18 protein-coding genes are annotated in these 17,830 nt (G+C 56.7%); 14 read left to right on the top strand and 4 right to left on the bottom strand.

Annotated features, from left to right (window positions below):
• Position 1 precedes the first annotated feature (1 nt).
• Positions 2-1,162, bottom strand: a complete 1,161-nt coding sequence (gene metB, locus OWK27_RS19005) for a cystathionine gamma-synthase (protein WP_267590977.1) — start codon at positions 1,160-1,162, stop codon at positions 2-4.
• 276 nt (positions 1,163-1,438) lie between these two features.
• Between metB and metJ the strand changes: the two genes are divergently transcribed.
• Positions 1,439-1,756, top strand: a complete 318-nt coding sequence (gene metJ, locus OWK27_RS19000; RefSeq protein WP_003862042.1) for a met regulon transcriptional regulator MetJ — start codon at positions 1,439-1,441, stop codon at positions 1,754-1,756.
• 48 nt (positions 1,757-1,804) lie between these two features.
• Here the strand turns inward: metJ and rpmE are convergent, their stop codons facing one another.
• The gene (gene rpmE, locus OWK27_RS18995; protein ID WP_003862040.1) at positions 1,805-2,017 is read right to left on the bottom strand and encodes a 50S ribosomal protein L31; all 213 of its coding nucleotides are present in this window, start codon (positions 2,015-2,017) and stop codon (positions 1,805-1,807) included.
• Positions 2,018-2,217: 200 nt separating this feature from the next.
• On the opposite strand from rpmE, the gene priA reads away from it, so the two are divergent.
• From priA to rraA, 7 genes are all read left to right on the top strand, one after another.
• Positions 2,218-4,413 (top strand): primosomal protein N', encoded by a 2,196-nt coding sequence (gene priA / locus OWK27_RS18990; protein ID WP_267590976.1) that lies wholly within the window; start codon positions 2,218-2,220, stop codon positions 4,411-4,413.
• A gap of 119 nt (positions 4,414-4,532) precedes the next feature.
• Positions 4,533-5,558 carry a DNA-binding transcriptional regulator CytR gene (gene cytR / locus OWK27_RS18985; protein ID WP_176609192.1) on the top strand — a complete coding sequence of 342 codons (1,026 nt, stop codon included), beginning with the start codon at positions 4,533-4,535 and terminating at the stop codon, positions 5,556-5,558.
• 92 nt (positions 5,559-5,650) lie between these two features.
• On the top strand, positions 5,651-6,619 hold the full coding sequence (gene ftsN / locus OWK27_RS18980) for a cell division protein FtsN (RefSeq protein WP_193355901.1): 969 nt from the start codon (positions 5,651-5,653) through the stop codon (positions 6,617-6,619).
• A 94-nt stretch (positions 6,620-6,713) separates the two neighbouring features.
• Positions 6,714-7,244, top strand: a complete 531-nt coding sequence (gene hslV / locus OWK27_RS18975; protein WP_003862036.1) for an ATP-dependent protease subunit HslV — start codon at positions 6,714-6,716, stop codon at positions 7,242-7,244.
• A 9-nt stretch (positions 7,245-7,253) separates the two neighbouring features.
• Complete coding sequence (gene hslU, locus OWK27_RS18970; RefSeq protein WP_148422560.1) at positions 7,254-8,585, top strand: HslU--HslV peptidase ATPase subunit; 1,332 nt, start codon at positions 7,254-7,256, stop codon at positions 8,583-8,585.
• Between the two features lie 68 nt (positions 8,586-8,653).
• The gene (gene menA / locus OWK27_RS18965; protein WP_193355902.1) at positions 8,654-9,574 is read left to right on the top strand and encodes a 1,4-dihydroxy-2-naphthoate polyprenyltransferase; all 921 of its coding nucleotides are present in this window, start codon (positions 8,654-8,656) and stop codon (positions 9,572-9,574) included.
• A gap of 92 nt (positions 9,575-9,666) precedes the next feature.
• On the top strand, positions 9,667-10,152 hold the full coding sequence (gene rraA, locus OWK27_RS18960) for a ribonuclease E activity regulator RraA (RefSeq protein WP_023304635.1): 486 nt from the start codon (positions 9,667-9,669) through the stop codon (positions 10,150-10,152).
• A gap of 585 nt (positions 10,153-10,737) precedes the next feature.
• On the opposite strand, the gene zapB is transcribed toward rraA, so the two are convergent.
• Positions 10,738-10,977, bottom strand: a complete 240-nt coding sequence (zapB, locus tag OWK27_RS18955) for a septal ring assembly protein ZapB (protein WP_022649799.1) — start codon at positions 10,975-10,977, stop codon at positions 10,738-10,740.
• Between the two features lie 399 nt (positions 10,978-11,376).
• On the opposite strand from zapB, the gene OWK27_RS18950 reads away from it, so the two are divergent.
• The 4 genes from OWK27_RS18950 (at position 11,377) to fpr (ending at position 15,786) form a co-directional block, all read left to right on the top strand.
• Complete coding sequence (locus tag OWK27_RS18950; protein WP_003862030.1) at positions 11,377-12,222, top strand: MIP/aquaporin family protein; 846 nt, start codon at positions 11,377-11,379, stop codon at positions 12,220-12,222.
• 21 nt (positions 12,223-12,243) lie between these two features.
• Positions 12,244-13,752 (top strand): glycerol kinase GlpK, encoded by a 1,509-nt coding sequence (gene glpK, locus OWK27_RS18945; protein WP_176609189.1) that lies wholly within the window; start codon positions 12,244-12,246, stop codon positions 13,750-13,752.
• A 180-nt stretch (positions 13,753-13,932) separates the two neighbouring features.
• On the top strand, positions 13,933-14,943 hold the full coding sequence (gene glpX / locus OWK27_RS18940) for a class II fructose-bisphosphatase (RefSeq protein ID WP_148422776.1): 1,011 nt from the start codon (positions 13,933-13,935) through the stop codon (positions 14,941-14,943).
• A 96-nt stretch (positions 14,944-15,039) separates the two neighbouring features.
• The gene (gene fpr, locus OWK27_RS18935) at positions 15,040-15,786 is read left to right on the top strand and encodes a ferredoxin--NADP(+) reductase (RefSeq protein ID WP_267590975.1); all 747 of its coding nucleotides are present in this window, start codon (positions 15,040-15,042) and stop codon (positions 15,784-15,786) included.
• On the opposite strand, the gene OWK27_RS18930 is transcribed toward fpr, so the two are convergent.
• Entirely contained in the window at positions 15,787-16,206 is a 420-nt protein-coding gene (locus OWK27_RS18930) for a DUF805 domain-containing protein (RefSeq protein WP_148422774.1), read from the bottom strand.
• A gap of 112 nt (positions 16,207-16,318) precedes the next feature.
• On the opposite strand from OWK27_RS18930, the gene OWK27_RS18925 reads away from it, so the two are divergent.
• The gene (locus OWK27_RS18925) at positions 16,319-16,915 is read left to right on the top strand and encodes a DUF1454 family protein (RefSeq protein ID WP_176609187.1); all 597 of its coding nucleotides are present in this window, start codon (positions 16,319-16,321) and stop codon (positions 16,913-16,915) included.
• Between the two features lie 111 nt (positions 16,916-17,026).
• A complete protein-coding gene (gene tpiA, locus OWK27_RS18920) occupies positions 17,027-17,794 on the top strand; it encodes a triose-phosphate isomerase (protein WP_006808674.1) in 768 nt (255 codons plus the stop codon).
• Positions 17,795-17,830: the final 36 nt, after the last annotated feature.

Below are 17,830 nucleotides of genomic sequence, written 5' to 3'. Positions count from 1 at the left end.
ATTACCCCTTGGCTGCGACCCGGAAGCCATTTTCCAGATCGGCAATTAAATCTTCAGAATCTTCAATACCGGTCGAGATACGCAATAGCGTCTCGGAAATCCCGGCGGCGGCACGTGCTTCTGGTGCCATACCCGCGTGCGTCATCGTCGCGGCGTGGGAGATCAAGCTTTCAACCCCACCTAAGGATTCCGCCAGCGTAAACAATGACAGCCCGCTCAGGAAGCGACGCAGCGTTTGCTCGTCGCCGTCCAGTTCAAAACTTAACATCGCGCCAAATCCCTTCTGCTGGCGCGCGGCAATCTCGTGCCCCTGGTTTTCCGGCAGCGACGGGTGATAGAGCTTCTTCACCAGCGGCTGGGTTTTCAGGAAATCGACAATCGCCTGGGCATTGCGCTGCGCCACGTCCATACGCGGTGAAAGCGTACGGATGCCGCGCAGCAGCAGGTAGCTGTCGAACGCACCCGCGGTGACGCCAATGTTATTGGCCCACCATGCCAGTTCCGTGACAACGTCGGGATCTTTGGCAATTACCACGCCCGCTACCACGTCAGAATGGCCGTTCAGATATTTAGTGCATGAATGCAACACCAGATCGGCACCCAGTGCGAGTGGGTTCTGAAGGGCCGGACTGAGGAACGTATTATCCACTACACTTATCGCTCCCGCATCCCTTGCGAGCTGACAAATTTTCGCAATATCGACGACGCGCAGCAGTGGATTGCTTGGACTTTCCACCAGAACCAGCTTTGGCCGCTCGGCCAGCGCCTGTTTTAGCGCCTGTTCGTCGTTTTGCTCGACAAACAGCACGCGGTAGCAGCCGCGTTTCGCCAGGCTATCAAAAAGACGATAGCTGCCGCCGTAGCAGTCGTGCGGCGCAACCAGCAGGTCGCCCGGCTTCAGGAAAACCGTTGTCACCAGGTGAATAGCGGACATGCCGGTATTGGTTAATACTGCACCTGCGCCACCTTCCAGCTCCGCCAGCGCGCGCTGGGTCACGTCACGCGTAGGGTTGCCACGACGCGAGTAATCATGCGCGCGGGGTTCATTAAATCCGGTGAAGTTATAGGTACTGGAAAGATGAATGGGCGGGACTACGCAGCCGTACTGCTCGTCATCATTTAATCCGCTACGCACTGCGATAGTGGCCTGTTTACGCGTCATGGTGAGGGCTTCCTGACGAATGAGGTGAAAAGTCAGTCACCAGAGTAAACACTGAAAGTATGGACGTCAATACATCTGGACATCTAAACTTCTTTGCGTATAGATTGAGCAATGCGCAAATAGCCGTTAAAATTATATGCTTTAGGACACGCTGCAGCGGCAATATCCGTGCCTCGGTATCGTCTCTACGGTAAACTACGCAAGATTACGGTTCAAAACCGTCAGTTACCGGTTTTGCACCTTTAGATTAATGACTGAGAGGATTAAAGGTATCTCATGGCTGAATGGAGCGGCGAATATATCAGCCCATACGCTGAGCACGGTAAGAAGAGTGAGCAAGTAAAGAAAATTACGGTTTCCATTCCTCTGAAGGTGTTGAAGATCCTCACCGATGAACGTACGCGTCGTCAGGTGAACAACCTGCGTCACGCAACCAACAGCGAACTGCTTTGCGAAGCGTTCCTGCATGCGTTTACCGGCCAACCGTTGCCGAACGATGACGATCTGCGCAAAGAGCGTAGTGACGAAATCCCGGAAGAGGCGAAGGTGATCATGCGTGAACTGGGTATCGACCCGGAGACGTGGGAATACTGATAAGCGGATACAAAAAAGGCACCTCGCGGTGCCTTTTTTTCGGGAAACTTATTTAGCGCCCGGGATGCTGAAACGCTTGTTGAAGCGGTCAACACGGCCACCGGTTGCAACATCACGCTGCTTACCAGTGTAGAACGGGTGGCATTTGCCGCACACGTCCAGGTTCAGATCGTGACCCACGGTAGAGCGGATCTGGATAGAGTTACCGCAAGAGCAGTTTGCAGTAATCATTTCGTATTTCGGGTGAATATCTTTTTTCATGGGAGAACCTCAGTTAAGGCCGCGTCGCTCTTCCAGCCCTAACGCCAGACACCACGCGATGTTGAATGTAAGTTCTTTGGCGTAAACTACACCAAAGGCGGCGAATCATACAGAATTTGACCAACGTATGCAAACTGATCCGCACGCCGCTTTCACTAATGTGTATACTAACGCGCCACTTTTCAAGTCAGGAAGATTCGATGCCCGTCGCTCACGTTGCCCTGCCCGTTCCGCTTCCCCGCACCTTTGACTACCTGCTGCCCGACAGCATGAGCGCCAAAGCGGGCTGTCGCGTAACCGTGCCGTTTGGCAAACAGCAGCGCGTAGGGGTCGTGGTATCCGTCAGCGAACAGAGCGAACTGCCGCTTAACGAGCTGAAATCGGTTGTTGAGGTCCTGGACAGCGAGCCCGTTTATTCTTCCAGCGTCTGGCGACTGCTGCTGTGGGCGGCAGACTATTATCACCATCCGGTGGGGGATGTCCTGTTCCACGCGCTGCCAATCATGCTGCGCCAGGGCAAGCGCGCCAGCCATGCGCCGATGTGGTACTGGTTTGCCACCGAGCAGGGTCAGGCCGTGGATATCAACAGCCTGAAGCGCTCGCAGAAGCAGCAGCAGGCGCTGGCGGCGCTGCGCCAGGGAAAAATCTGGCGCCATCAGGTCGACGAGCTTGAGGTCAGCGAAGCCGCGCTACAGGCATTACGAAAAAAAGGGCTGAGCGAGCTGGCCAGCGAAGCACCCGCTCTTCACGACTGGCGCGACGGCTTTTCCGTCTCGGGCGATCGCCTGCGTCTTAACACCGAGCAGGCCACCGCCGTGGGGGCGATTCACAGCGCCTCCGACCATTTTTCCGCCTGGCTGCTGGCGGGCGTCACCGGCTCCGGTAAAACCGAAGTTTATCTGAGCGTGCTGGAAAACGTGCTCGCGCAGGGCAAACAGGCGCTGGTGATGGTGCCGGAAATCGGCCTGACGCCGCAAACCATCGCCCGCTTTCGCGAGCGCTTTAATGCGCCCGTTGAGGTGCTGCACTCCGGCCTGAACGATAGCGAACGCCTCAGCGCCTGGCTGAAGGCAAAAAATGGCGAAGCGGCGATTGTGATCGGCACCCGTTCCTCGCTGTTTACGCCGTTTAAAAATCTCGGCGTTATCGTAATAGATGAAGAGCACGACAGTTCCTATAAGCAGCAGGAAGGCTGGCGCTATCACGCCCGTGACTTAGCGGTATACCGCGCGCACAGCGAGCAAATTCCCATTATTCTCGGCTCCGCCACGCCCGCGCTTGAAACGCTGCACAACGTTCGCCAGCGCAAGTACCATATGCTGCGCCTGACCCGCCGCGCGGGAAATGCCCGTCCGGCGATCCAGCACGTGCTGGATCTGAAAGGTCAGCAGGTGCAGGCCGGGCTAGCCCCGGCGCTGATTAGCCGCATGCGTCAGCACCTGCAGGCGGGCAACCAGGTGATCCTGTTCCTTAACCGACGCGGCTTCGCGCCCGCCCTGCTGTGCCACGACTGCGGCTGGATTGCCGAGTGCCCGCGCTGCGATCACTATTACACCTTCCACCAGGCCCAGCGCCACCTGCGCTGCCACCACTGCGACAGCCAGCGCCCGGTACCGCGCCAGTGCCCGTCCTGCGGCTCAACGCATATCGTGCCGGTCGGTCTGGGCACGGAACAGCTTGAACAGGCGCTCGTGCCCTTCTTCCCGGACGTGCCGGTTTCCCGTATCGACAGGGACACTACCAGCCGTAAAGGGGCGCTGGAACAGCAGCTGGCGGAAGTGCATCGCGGCGGCGCGCGCATCCTGATTGGCACCCAGATGCTGGCGAAAGGGCACCATTTCCCGGACGTGACGCTGGTCGCCCTGCTGGACGTCGACGGCGCGCTGTTCTCAGCAGACTTCCGCTCCGCCGAGCGTTTCGCCCAGCTTTATACCCAAGTGGCGGGTCGTGCCGGGCGCGCGGGGAAACAGGGCGAGGTGGTGCTGCAAACGCACCATCCTGAACACCCGCTGCTGCAAACCCTGCTGCACAAAGGCTATGACGCCTTCGCAGAGCAGGCGCTGGCCGAACGCCAGACGATGCAGCTACCCCCGTGGACCAGCCACGTCCTCATCCGCGCGGAAGACCATAACAACCAGCAGGCACCGCTTTTCCTGCAACAGCTGAAAAACCTGCTGCAAGCCAGCCCGCTGGTGGACAATCAGCTGTGGATTTTAGGCCCGGTGCCCGCGCTCGCTCCGAAGCGCGGCGGCCGTTTCCGCTGGCAAATTTTACTTCAGCACCCCTCGCGTATCCGTTTGCAGCAGATCGTCAGCGGCACGCTGGCGCTAATTAATACCCTGCCGGAAGCGCGCAAAGTAAAGTGGGTACTGGACGTCGATCCGATTGAAGGCTGAATGCGGATCGAAAAATTTAACGCGCCTCACACTTTTTATGAAAATTCTGTAACCGATTCCATTAACTATCTGTAAAAATGGTGATGTCCGCAGTTCGGTGTTCAGGCGAGGAGAAGACGTTGAAGTCCAGGAAAGAGGTTGCCCCGGCGACCATGAAAGACGTTGCCGAGAAAGCACAAGTTTCAACGGCAACCGTGTCCCGCGCATTGATGAACCCTGACAAAGTCTCCCAGGCGACCCGAAACCGGGTTGAAAAGGCGGCGCTCGAGGTCGGTTATTTCCCGCAGGCCATGGGGCGCAACGTGAAACGCAATGAATCCCGCACCATTCTGGTGATTGTGCCGGATATCTGCGATCCCTTCTTTAGTGAAATTATCCGCGGCATTGAAGTGACGGCCGCAGCCCAGGGCTATCTGGTGCTGATTGGCGACTGCGCCCATCAGAACCAGCAGGAAAAAACGTTCATTGACCTGATTATCACCAAGCAGATTGACGGCATGTTGCTGCTTGGCTCACGCCTGCCGTTTGATGCCAGCATCGAGGAACAGCGCAATTTGCCGCCGATGGTAATGGCTAACGAGTTCGCGCCGGAGCTGGAGCTGCCGACGGTGCATATCGACAACCTGACCGCCGCGTTTAACGCCGTGAACTATCTTCAGGAGCTGGGGCATAAGCGTATCGGCTGTATTGCCGGGCCGGAAGAGATGCCGCTGTGCCATTATCGCCTGCAGGGCTATGTTCAGGCGCTGCGCCGTACCGGTGCTGTCGTCGATCCGCACTACATTGCGCGCGGTGATTTCACCTTTGAAGCAGGCGGACAGGCGCTGGAAAAACTGCTGGCCTTGCCGGAGCCGCCTACCGCGGTCTTCTGTCACAGCGACGTGATGGCGCTGGGTGCCTTATCGTACGCTAAGCGCCGGGGCCTGCGCGTGCCGCAGGATCTGTCGATTATCGGCTTTGATAATATTTCGCTTTCGGAATTTTGCGATCCGCCGCTTTCTACCGTCGCACAACCGCGGTATGACATCGGCCGGGAAGCGATGCTGCTTTTACTCGATCAGCTGCACGGTCAAACAGTTAGCAGCGGGTCACGGCTACTGGACTGTGAGCTAATTGTACGTGGCTCTACCCAGGCATTAACTTAAAGTAAATACCTTTCGGCACCCTTATCTGGTCAAAGCCCCGTCGCTTAAGTAACATGGCGGGCTGACGAACGAATAAATACAGCGAAACGATAGTGGCACAACGAGATTATGTACGTCGCGGCCAGCCGGCACCTTCGCGACGCAAAAAGAGTAGTTCAAAAAGCAAGCAACGTAGCCTGTCTGCTGTCTCGCCAGCTATGGTCGCCATTGCTGCGGCTGTGCTGGTGGCCTTTATTGGCGGCCTCTACTTCATTACGCACCATAAAAAAGAAGAGTCTGAAGCCCTTCAGGGTAATAAGGTTGTCGGCAACGGCCTGCCTCCGAAGCCTGAAGAGCGCTGGCGCTACATTAAAGAGCTGGAAAGCCGCCAGCCTGGCGTACGTGCGCCTACCGAACCCTCAGCCGGGGGAGAAGTGAAGAATGCCGACCAGCTGACGGACGAACAGCGTCAACTGCTTGCTCAGATGCAGGCGGACATGCGCCAGCAGCCTACGCAGCTGAACGAAGTGCCGTGGAATGAACAAACCCCGGCGCAGCGTCAGCAAACGTTGCAGCGCCAGCGTCAGGCTCAGCAGCAAACGCAACAGCAGCAGTGGACGCAAACGCAGCCGGTACAACAGCCGCGCACGCAACCGCAGCAGCAGACGCGTACCGCACAAACGCAGCCTGTCCAGCAGCAGCCGAAAGCGCAGCCGCAAAAGCAAACGGCTCAGCCGTATCAGGATCTGCTGCAGACGCCTGCGCATACGACCGCGCAACAGCCTAAAACGCAGCAGGCTGCGCCGGTCTCCAGAGAGACCGAAGCACCAAAGCAGACGGCTGAGAAAAAGGATGAACGTCGCTGGATGGTTCAGTGCGGTTCATTTAAAGGCGCAGAGCAGGCAGAAACGGTGCGTGCTCAGCTGGCATTTGAAGGATTCGACTCACGCATCACCACCAATAACGGCTGGAATCGCGTGGTGATTGGCCCGGTCAAAGGCAAAGAAAATGCCGATGGCACCATTTCCCGTTTGAAAGTGGCTGGCCATACAAACTGCATTCGACTCGCCTCCGGGGGTTGAAACCCCCAAAATCTCCCCCATCTATCATTTAATTCAGCCCTGAGCACAGGCTCAGGGCTTCTGTTTCCCGAATTTGTAACCAGGGGGTCTGCTCGTGACAACAATAGTAAGTGTACGCCGTAACGGCCAGGTGGTAATTGCCGGTGATGGCCAGGCCACGCTGGGTAATACCGTCATGAAAGGCAACGTGAAGAAAGTGCGTCGTCTTTATAACGATAAGGTGATCGCCGGTTTCGCAGGCGGCACGGCGGATGCCTTCACGCTGTTTGAACTGTTTGAACGCAAGCTGGAAATGCATCAGGGCCATCTGGTGAAAGCCGCCGTTGAGCTGGCAAAAGACTGGCGTACCGACCGCATGCTGCGCAAGCTCGAAGCGCTGCTGGCCGTGGCCGACGAAAACGCCTCACTGATCATCACCGGTAACGGTGACGTGGTTCAGCCAGAAAACGACCTGATTGCCATCGGCTCTGGCGGCCCGTACGCCCAGGCTGCAGCCCGTGCGCTGTTGGAAAATACCGACATGAACGCGCGCGATATCGCGGTGAAAGCGTTGGATATTGCAGGTGATATCTGCATCTATACCAACCACAATCACACCATCGAAGAATTACCGTCTAAAGCGTAAGGATCGCCCATGTCTGAAATGACCCCACGCGAAATTGTCAGCGAACTGAACAAACACATCATCGGCCAGGATAACGCCAAGCGCTCCGTGGCTATCGCCCTGCGTAACCGCTGGCGTCGTATGCAGCTCGACGAAGAGCTGCGCCACGAGGTGACGCCGAAAAACATCCTGATGATCGGCCCGACCGGTGTCGGTAAAACCGAAATTGCCCGTCGCCTGGCCAAACTGGCTAACGCGCCGTTCATCAAAGTAGAAGCCACCAAGTTCACCGAAGTGGGCTACGTGGGTAAAGAAGTGGACTCCATCATCCGCGATCTGACCGATTCCGCGATTAAAATGGTGCGCGTCCAGGCTATCGAGAAAAACCGCTATCGCGCTGAAGAGATGGCCGAAGAGCGTATTCTCGACGTGCTGATCCCACCGGCAAAAAACAACTGGGGCCAGGCTGAACAGCAGTCTGAACCTTCCGCTGCGCGTCAGGCATTCCGTAAAAAGCTGCGCGAAGGCGAGCTGGACGACAAAGAGATTGAAATCGATCTCGCTGCCGCGCCAATGGGCGTTGAAATCATGGCCCCTCCGGGCATGGAAGAGATGACCAGCCAGCTACAGTCCATGTTCCAGAACCTGGGCGGCCAGAAGCAGAAAGCGCGTAAGCTGAAAATCAAAGACGCGATGAAGCTGCTGATTGAAGAAGAAGCCGCGAAGCTGGTTAACCCGGAAGAGCTGAAGCAGGACGCTATCGACGCGGTTGAACAGCACGGTATCGTGTTTATCGACGAAATCGACAAAATCTGTAAGCGCGGAAACGCGTCCGGCCCGGACGTCTCCCGCGAAGGCGTACAGCGCGACCTGCTGCCGCTGGTGGAAGGCTGCACCGTCTCCACCAAGCACGGGATGGTGAAAACTGACCACATCCTGTTTATCGCCTCTGGTGCGTTCCAGATTGCCAGCCCGTCTGACCTGATCCCGGAGCTGCAGGGTCGTCTGCCAATCCGCGTTGAGCTGCAGGCGCTGACCACCGAAGATTTCGAACGCATCCTGACCGAGCCAAACGCCTCTGTAACCGTACAGTACAAAGCGCTGATGGCGACCGAAGGCGTGAACATCGAGTTCACCGACGACGGCATCAAGCGCATCGCCCAGGCCGCGTGGCAGGTCAACGAAACCACCGAGAACATCGGTGCGCGTCGTCTGCACACCGTCCTGGAACGTCTGATGGAAGACATCTCTTACGATGCAAGCGACCTGAACGGCCAAAGCATTACCATTGACGCAGAATACGTGGGCAAACACCTGGATGCGTTAGTGGCAGATGAAGATCTGAGCCGTTTTATTCTATAATCGCGTTCAATGCATTTTCATCACTGTTGATGGGGGCTATGGCCCCCATTTTTATTGGCTAAATAACTATGACTGATATCAGCCGTACGCAGGCCTGGCTCGAAAGTCTGCGCCCTAAAACGCTTCCTCTGGCTTTTGCCGCCATTATTGTCGGCACCACTCTTGCCTGGTGGCAGGGCCATTTCGATCCGCTGGTTGCGGGTCTGGCGCTGATTACCGCAGGACTTCTGCAAATCCTCTCTAACCTCGCGAACGACTACGGCGATGCGGTAAAAGGCAGCGACAAGCCTGACCGTATCGGGCCACTGCGCGGAATGCAAAAAGGGGTGATTACCCAGGCACAGATGAAGCGCGCGCTGATTATCACCGTGGTACTGATTTGTCTGTCAGGGCTGGCGCTGGTGACGGTCGCCTCGAAAACCACCAGCGATTTCATTGGCTTCCTGGTGCTGGGTCTGCTCGCTATTATCGCGGCCATTACCTATACCGTTGGCACGCGCCCTTACGGATATATTGGCCTGGGCGATATTTCCGTGCTGGTGTTCTTCGGCTGGCTGAGCGTAATGGGAAGCTGGTATTTACAGGCGCATACGGTGATCCCTGCCCTGTTCCTCCCCGCGACCGCCTGTGGCCTGCTGGCGACGGCGGTACTTAACATCAACAACCTGCGCGACATCAACAGCGATCGTGAGAACGGCAAAAACACGCTGGCCGTGCGTCTGGGGCCGGTGAATGCACGCCGCTATCACGCCTGCCTGCTCATCGGCGCGCTGGTTTGCCTGGCGCTGTTTAACCTGATTTCGCTGCACAGCCTGTGGGGCTGGCTGTTCGTGCTCGCCGCACCGCTGCTGATTAAACAGGCCCGCTTTGTCATGCGTGAACTCAGCCCGGCCGCCATGCCGCCGATGCTGGAGCGCACCGTAAAAGGCGCATTGCTGACTAACCTGCTGTTCGTCATCGGGATTGTCTTAAGCCAGACGCTCAGTTAGCTGACAAATATCAATTAACAATTGATGATTTTGCCAACAACGCATTTCGCACGATATACTGAACACATTCGCAGCAACAGAGCGTTAAACCTATGAAATACGATACCTCCGAGCTTTGCGACATCTACCAGGAAGATGTCAACGTCGTTGAACCCCTGTTCTCCAACTTTGGCGGACGGTCGTCGTTTGGCGGGCAAATCATTACGGTGAAATGTTTCGAGGACAACGGGTTGCTGTACGATCTGCTCGAAGAGAACGGCCGTGGCCGCGTCCTGCTGGTCGACGGTGGCGGTTCGGTGCGCCGTGCGCTTATCGATGCGGACCTCGCTCGCCTCGCCGTGCAAAACGAGTGGGAAGGCATTGTGGTCTACGGCTCCGTACGCCAGGTAGACGATCTGGAAGACCTGGATATTGGTATTCAGGCCATCGCGGCCATTCCGGTAGGCGCGGCGGGTGACGGCATCGGCGAAAGCGACGTGCGCGTTAATTTTGGCGGCGTGACCTTCTTCTCCGGCGACCACCTTTACGCTGACAATACCGGCATTATCCTTTCCGAGGATGCGCTGGATATTGAGTAGTTAATCGGTAAGCGAGATGCATAAAAAAACCGCCAACAGGAATGTGGCGGTTTTTTTGTCCCTCGGGATTCGCGGTCCGTTGGGTGATATTGCAACCTTTAACCAGGATTTTTATCTTATCCTGGTTCATTCCTCACGTAACCCCTGTCGACCCTTTATAAATTCCTAATTATGTGTGGAAACCTTAACTCCGCAGCTGTTGCTCATTATGATGCTGTGTCCCTTTCCGCCATCTCGCAAATGGGCATCGGTCCTGGGAAAGGTGTATTCACAACCGTAAAGCAACCTTTAACCGGGCTTGTGTCCACCGACTTATCACCGGTGGTGAACGGTGGAGCGGTAAGCAGCAGGGACCGCATAATGAAACGCTATTTATGTATCGCGTTCATTGTCGCCAGCGTACTCGTTGTAAAGAGTGATGAACCTATTGGGTTTGTTGCTTTTACTACGACAGCGCAGGACAAGTAGCGTTAAGGCCGCCTCGGGCGGCCTTTTTTATGGGTATTGTCAGTTGACGAAAACCATAAAAAAAGCCGGGTGGCGGCTTCGCCTTACCCGGCCTACTCAATTCATTCCTAAAGGAAATCAGACTTCTTCCATACGTCCCAGCAGCGCCTGAAGGCGATCCTGCCAGCCGTTCTGCTGTTCGCGCAGCTGGTTGTTTTCGCGCTCCAGTTCTTCGCGGCTGTGCTGAGCGTTCTGAACTTCCTGAGACAGGGAGTTGTTCTTCTCTTTCAGCTCTTCAATTTCCATTTGCAGCAGCGTGATGGTGTCAATCGCCTGCTGTACTTTCGATTCCAGTTTCTCAAACACTTCTAAAGACATGATCCTACCTCTCCTGAATTGCAAGGCGACGCTTTAACGTAAACGCGCACAACATATGTTCTGATTGTATGGAGCGCCGTCGCCCCTGTCCAGCGGCATGCCACGCAGATCGCGGTTTGCAACACTTTTCGGCCTCGTCCTGGTGCGTTCGCGGCATATACCCCTAAGTTGTTAACCCATAAGTTAAAGAAATGATTCAGCAGGCTTTCATCGGTTGATGCAAAAACGCGCTTTATGACGCGAAAACGCTCATTTTATTGACGCGTACCACACATTTTGATTTCGATATTTCTCGTTTTTGCTCGTTAACGATAAATTAACACTGTGTCTACAGGACATCGTGACCGTCACGGGCAGTCACGCTAACAATAAACATTACTCTTATGCAGGATTCCGATTATGAGTCAGACATCAACCTTAAAAGGCCAGTGCATTGCCGAGTTCCTTGGTACCGGGTTGTTGATATTCTTCGGAGTAGGCTGTGTTGCTGCACTGAAAGTGGCGGGTGCCAGTTTCGGTCAGTGGGAAATCAGTATCATCTGGGGTCTGGGCGTGGCGATGGCCATCTACCTGACCGCAGGCGTTTCCGGCGCACATCTTAACCCGGCGGTGACCATCGCATTATGGCTGTTCGCGTGCTTTGACGGACGCAAAGTTGTTCCCTTCATCATTTCTCAGTTTGCCGGCGCCTTTTGCGCAGCGGCGTTAGTTTACGGGCTTTATTACAATCTTTTCATCGACTTCGAGCAGACGCATCATATGGTGCGTGGTAGTGTCGAGAGTCTGGATCTGGCTGGCATTTTCTCAACGTACCCAAATCCGCATATCAATTTTGTGCAGGCGTTCGCTGTTGAAATGGTGATTACCGCTATTCTGATGGGCGTCATTATGGCGCTGGGCGACGACGGCAACGGCATTCCGCGTGGTCCGCTGGCGCCGCTGCTGATTGGCCTGCTGATTGCGGTGATTGGCGCATCAATGGGCCCGCTGACCGGCTTTGCGATGAACCCGGCGCGCGATCTGGGTCCAAAAACCTTCGCCTTCTTTGCGGGATGGGGCGACGTCGCCTTCACCGGTGGCAAAGACATTCCTTACTTCCTGGTTCCGCTGTTCGGGCCGATCGTAGGGGCTGCGCTGGGCGCCTTCGGCTACCGCAAATTAATTGGTCGCCACTTGCCGTGCGACACCTGTGTGGAGGAAGAGAAAGAGACGACTTCCACCACACAACAAAAAGCTTCGCTGTAATCTGACTACGGGACACATACCATGACCGAAAAAAAATATATCGTTGCGCTCGACCAGGGCACCACCAGCTCCCGCGCTGTCGTAATGGATCATGACGCGAACATTGTCAGCGTATCTCAACGCGAATTTGAGCAAATTTATCCGCGTCCAGGCTGGGTTGAGCACGACCCGATGGAGATCTGGGCGTCACAAAGCTCCACGCTGGTGGAAGTGCTGGCGAAAGCCGATATCAGTTCCGACGAAATCGCCGCGATCGGTATCACCAACCAGCGTGAAACCACCGTGGTCTGGGAGCGTGAAACCGGAAAACCGATTTACAACGCCATCGTCTGGCAGTGCCGCCGTACGTCAGAGATCTGCGAACAGCTGAAGCGCGACGGAATGGAAGAGTACGTGCGCAGCGCCACCGGCCTGGTGGTTGACCCCTATTTCTCCGGCACCAAGGTGAAGTGGATCCTCGACCACGTGGAAGGTTCACGCGAGCGCGCAAAACGCGGCGAGCTGCTGTTCGGCACCGTCGATACCTGGCTTATCTGGAAGATGACCCAGGGGCGCGTCCACGTTACCGACTACACCAACGCCTCGCGTACCATGCTGTTCAACATCAACACTCTGGAGTGGGACGACAAGATGCTGGACGCGCTGGACATTCCGCGCGCCATGCTGCCGCAGGTGCGTAAATCGTCAGAAGTGTACGGCCAGACCAACATCGGTGGTAAAGGCGGCACGCGTATTCCTATCGCCGGTATCGCCGGTGACCAGCAGGCGGCGCTGTTCGGCCAGCTGTGCGTCAAGGAAGGGATGGCGAAGAACACCTACGGTACCGGCTGCTTTATGCTGATGAACACCGGCGAGAAAGCGGTGAAATCGGAGAACGGCCTGCTGACCACCATCGCCTGCGGCCCGCGCGGCGAAGTGAACTACGCCCTGGAAGGCGCGGTATTCATGGCGGGAGCGTCCATTCAGTGGCTGCGTGACGAGATGAAGCTGATCGGCGATGCGTTTGACTCCGAATACTTCGCGACCAAGGTGAAAGACACCAATGGCGTATACGTGGTGCCCGCGTTTACCGGCCTGGGCGCACCGTACTGGGATCCGTATGCCCGCGGCGCGATTTTCGGCCTGACGCGTGGCGTGAACGCTAACCACATCATTCGCGCCACGCTGGAATCCATTGCCTACCAGACGCGCGACGTGCTGGAAGCGATGCAGGCTGACTCCGGCATTCGCCTGCACGCCCTGCGCGTGGATGGCGGTGCGGTGGCCAACAACTTCCTGATGCAGTTCCAGTCCGACATTCTGGGTACCCGCGTAGAGCGTCCTGAGGTGCGTGAAGTGACGGCCCTGGGCGCGGCGTATCTGGCAGGTCTGGCGGTAGGCTTCTGGCAGAACCTCGACGAGCTTCAGGAAAAAGCGGTGATCGAACGCGAATTCCGCCCCGGCATCGAAACCACCGAGCGTAACTACCGCTACAGCGGCTGGAAGAAAGCGGTGAAACGCGCCCTGGCGTGGGAAGAGCACGACGAGTAAGACAGACTCACCCCTCACCCCTCACCCTAACCCTCTCCCCAAAGGGGCGAGGGGACTTAAAACACCCTCTCCCCTTTGGGGAGAGGGCCGGGGTGAGGGGCTCCGGCCGCACCGGTTCCCTCACCCTTCTCCACTCTATGATAAACTTCGTGCAATTCCTTTTGATTGTACGAGTACCTCATGAAACGTGAACTTGCTATCGAGTTTTCCCGCGTCACCGAAGCGGCCGCCCTCGCAGGCTATAAGTGGCTGGGTCGTGGCGACAAAAATACCGCAGACGGCGCGGCTGTCCATGCCATGCGTATTGTGCTTAATCAGGTCAATATTGACGGCACTATCGTCATTGGCGAAGGCGAAATCGACGAAGCCCCGATGCTCTACATTGGCGAAAAAGTCGGAACCGGCAAAGGCGATGCGGTGGATATCGCGGTCGATCCGATTGAAGGCACGCGCATGACGGCGATGGGCCAGGCCAACGCGCTGGCAGTGCTCGCCGTGGGCGATAAGGGCTGCTTCCTTAACGCGCCCGATATGTATATGGAAAAGCTGATTGTCGGCCCCGGCGCGAAGGGCGCTATCGACCTCAGCCTGCCGCTGGACGCTAACCTGCGCAATATCGCGGCGGCGCTGGGCAAGCCGCTCAGCGAGCTCACCGTGACCATTCTGGCAAAACCACGCCACGACGCTACCATCGCATACCTGCAAACGCTGGGCGTGCGCGTGTTTGCCATTCCGGATGGCGACGTTGCCGCGTCTATTCTGACCTGCATGCCGGACAGCGAGGTCGACGTGCTGTACGGCATCGGCGGCGCGCCGGAAGGCGTGGTCTCTGCGGCAGTGATCCGCGCGCTGGACGGCGATATGCAGGCGCGCCTGCTGCCGCGCCATGAGGTCAAAGGCGACAGCGACGAGAACCGTCGCATCGGTGAGGACGAGCTGGCGCGCTGCGCGGCAATGGGCATCGAAGCCAATAAGGTGCTCGCGCTGAACGAGATGGCGCGCAGCGATAACGTGGTCTTCTCCGCAACCGGCATTACCAAAGGCGATCTGCTGGACGGCATTACGCGCAAGGGCAACATGGCGACCACCGAGACCCTGCTTATCCGCGGTAAATCGCGCACCATTCGCCGCATTCAGTCTATCCACTATCTGGATCGTAAAGACCCGGACGTGCAGACGCACATTCTGTAAAACCGTTTGATCGATCGAGCTTTCCGGCCCGAAGGGGCTGGAAATGTTTCCCATAAGTACGGAAGATAGAACAGAGAAACAGCACAGGAGAAGATCATGGCGGACTGGGTAACAGGTAAAGTCACAAAGGTACAGTTCTGGACCGATGCGCTATTTAGTCTCACCCTTCACGCTCCCGTTCATCCGTTTACCGCCGGGCAGTTTGCCAAGCTCGGGCTGGATATCGACGGTGAACGCGTACAGCGGGCCTACTCTTACGTTAATGCGCCTGATAACCCGGATCTCGAGTTCTACCTTGTTACCGTCCCGGACGGTAAGCTCAGCCCGCGCCTTGCCGCGCTGAAACCGGGCGATGAAGTGCAGATTGTCAGCGACGCGGCGGGGTTCTTCGTGCTGGATGAAATCCCGGACTGCGAAACGCTCTGGATGCTGGCGACCGGCACGGCCATCGGCCCGTATCTCTCTATTTTGCAGTACGGTAAAGATCTGGATCGCTTTAAAAACATCGTGCTGGTTCACGCCGCGCGATACGCCGCAGACCTGAGCTATCTGCCGCAGATGCAGGCGCTGGAACAGCGGTATGGCGGGAAGTTAAAAATTCAGACGGTGGTCAGCCGGGAAAACGCGGCCGGCTCGTTAACCGGTCGCGTTCCGGCGCTGATTGAAAGCGGCGCGCTGGAAGGGGCGGTTGGTTTGCCGATGAACACTGAAACCAGCCACGTGATGCTGTGCGGCAACCCGCAGATGGTGCGCGACACGCAGCAGCTGCTGAAGGATACCCGGCAGATGACGAAGCACCTTCGCCGCCGGCCGGGCCATATGACCGCCGAACACTACTGGTGATCAGCGGTACTTCACCTCAAGGGTATCTTTTCCGTATTTGTTCTCGCTCTGGGTGCCGATAAACGCGCCCAGCTCGACCACCATCATCACAAAAATAATGGTCGGTAGCAGCCTGCCTACCACCCAGGGAAGGATCGATGGCAGCATCGCCCAGTTCCCCGCCACCAGCATCCACGCCAGAATAATCAGAAATGCCCATGCGCCGGAGCGGCCACGATCGTGCAGACGCTTAACCACCACGGCGGCGGTTGGCCACAGTAAACAGACCAGCGCAAACGCCGCGGTTTGCGTGCTCAGCCACGCGTTGAAGGCAACAAAAAACAGAAGCAGCATGGCGATAACCCACGTTGCCATCCAGATCCAGAAGTCACGGCGTCCAATACGCCCTTTGAATGAAAACAGCCACTGCTGTATGGTCATGTAAGGTTCCTTATTATCGTTTAGCCCGCATTTTACCCTGGAGTTGTGACCTTTTGACAAGCCGACCAGATATCGTTTTAATCATGGGCAATAACGGCCAGGGGCAATGTTGATGAAAAGTTCGGCACACTCTCTTTTTATGTGTTTAGCGATGTTGAGCGCCAGTTTCACCCTGCATGCCGCGGAAAACGCGTCCCCGGTCACCGCCCCCTATCTTCTGGCGGGCGCCCCCTCTTTCGATCGGTCAATCAGCCAGTTCCGCGAGGCCTTTAACAAAGACAATCCCTCGCTTCCGCTGGGAGAGTTCCGTGCGATTGACAGCGCCCGCGATACGCCGACCCTGACCCGCGCGGCCAGCAAAATTAACGAGAATCTGTATGCCTCCACCGCGCTGGAGCGCGGAACGCTGAAAATCAAAAGCATGCAGATCACCTGGCTGCCGATTCAGGGGCCAGAGCAAAAAGCGGCGAAAGCAAAAGCGCTGGAGTATATGAGCGCTATCCTGCACGCCTTTACGCCCACCTTCACCAAAGCGCAGAGCCAGCAAAAGCTGCAAAAACTGCTCGCTGCCGGTAAAAACAAACGCTATTACGCCGATACGGAAGGTGCCGTTCGCTATGTTGTGGCAGATAACGGCGAAAAGGGGCTGACCTTCGCAGTTGAACCGATTAAGCTGGCACTATCAGACGCACTCGAGGGGGCGAATTAATGACAAAAAGCAAAGCCTTTCGAGGGAAAATCTCTATACTGATTCACAGACCATGCTGCCCTTAAGGGTGGCCATATTCCTTAATTCGCTTATTGAGCGTGGAGAATTGAAATGCGACATCCTTTAGTGATGGGTAACTGGAAACTGAACGGCAGCCGCCACATGGTAAACGAACTGGTTGCTAACCTGCGTAAAGAGCTGGCTGGCGTGACCGGCTGCGCGGTTGCTATCGCTCCGCCGGATATGTACCTGGATCTGGCTAAACGTGCCGCTGACGGCAGCCACATCGTGCTGGGCGCGCAGAACGTTGACGTTAACCTGTCCGGCGCATTCACCGGTGAAACCTCCGCTGAAATGCTGAAAGATATCGGCGCGAAATACATCATTATCGGCCACTCTGAGCGTCGCACCTACCACAAAGAATCTGACGAGTTCATCGCGAAGAAATTCGCCGTGCTGAAAGAGCAGGGTCTGATCCCGGTTCTGTGCATCGGTGAAACCGAAGCAGAAAACGAAGCGGGCAAAACTGAAGAAGTGTGCGCTCGTCAGATCGACGCCGTGCTGAAAACTCAGGGTGCGGCAGCGTTCGAAGGCGCGGTTATCGCTTACGAGCCAGTATGGGCGATCGGCACCGGCAAATCTGCAACGCCAGCGCAGGCTCAGGCGGTGCACAAGTTCATCCGTGACCACATTGCTAAAGCAGACGCGAAAGTGGCTGAGCAGGTTATCATCCAGTACGGCGGTTCCGTTAACGCATCCAACGCTGCCGAGCTGTTCACCCAGCCAGACATCGACGGCGCGCTGGTTGGCGGCGCATCCCTGAAGGCTGACGCTTTCGCGGTGATCGTTAAGGCAGCAGAAGCGGCAAAACAGGCGTAATGCTGTTGTGGCGGGTGGCGCTTGCGCTTGCCCACC

The organism is Enterobacter cloacae complex sp. 2022EL-00788 (assembly GCF_026627565.1).
GTDB lineage: Bacteria > Pseudomonadota > Gammaproteobacteria > Enterobacterales > Enterobacteriaceae > Enterobacter > Enterobacter pasteurii.
This window is presented reverse-complemented; position numbering and strand designations above follow the sequence as displayed.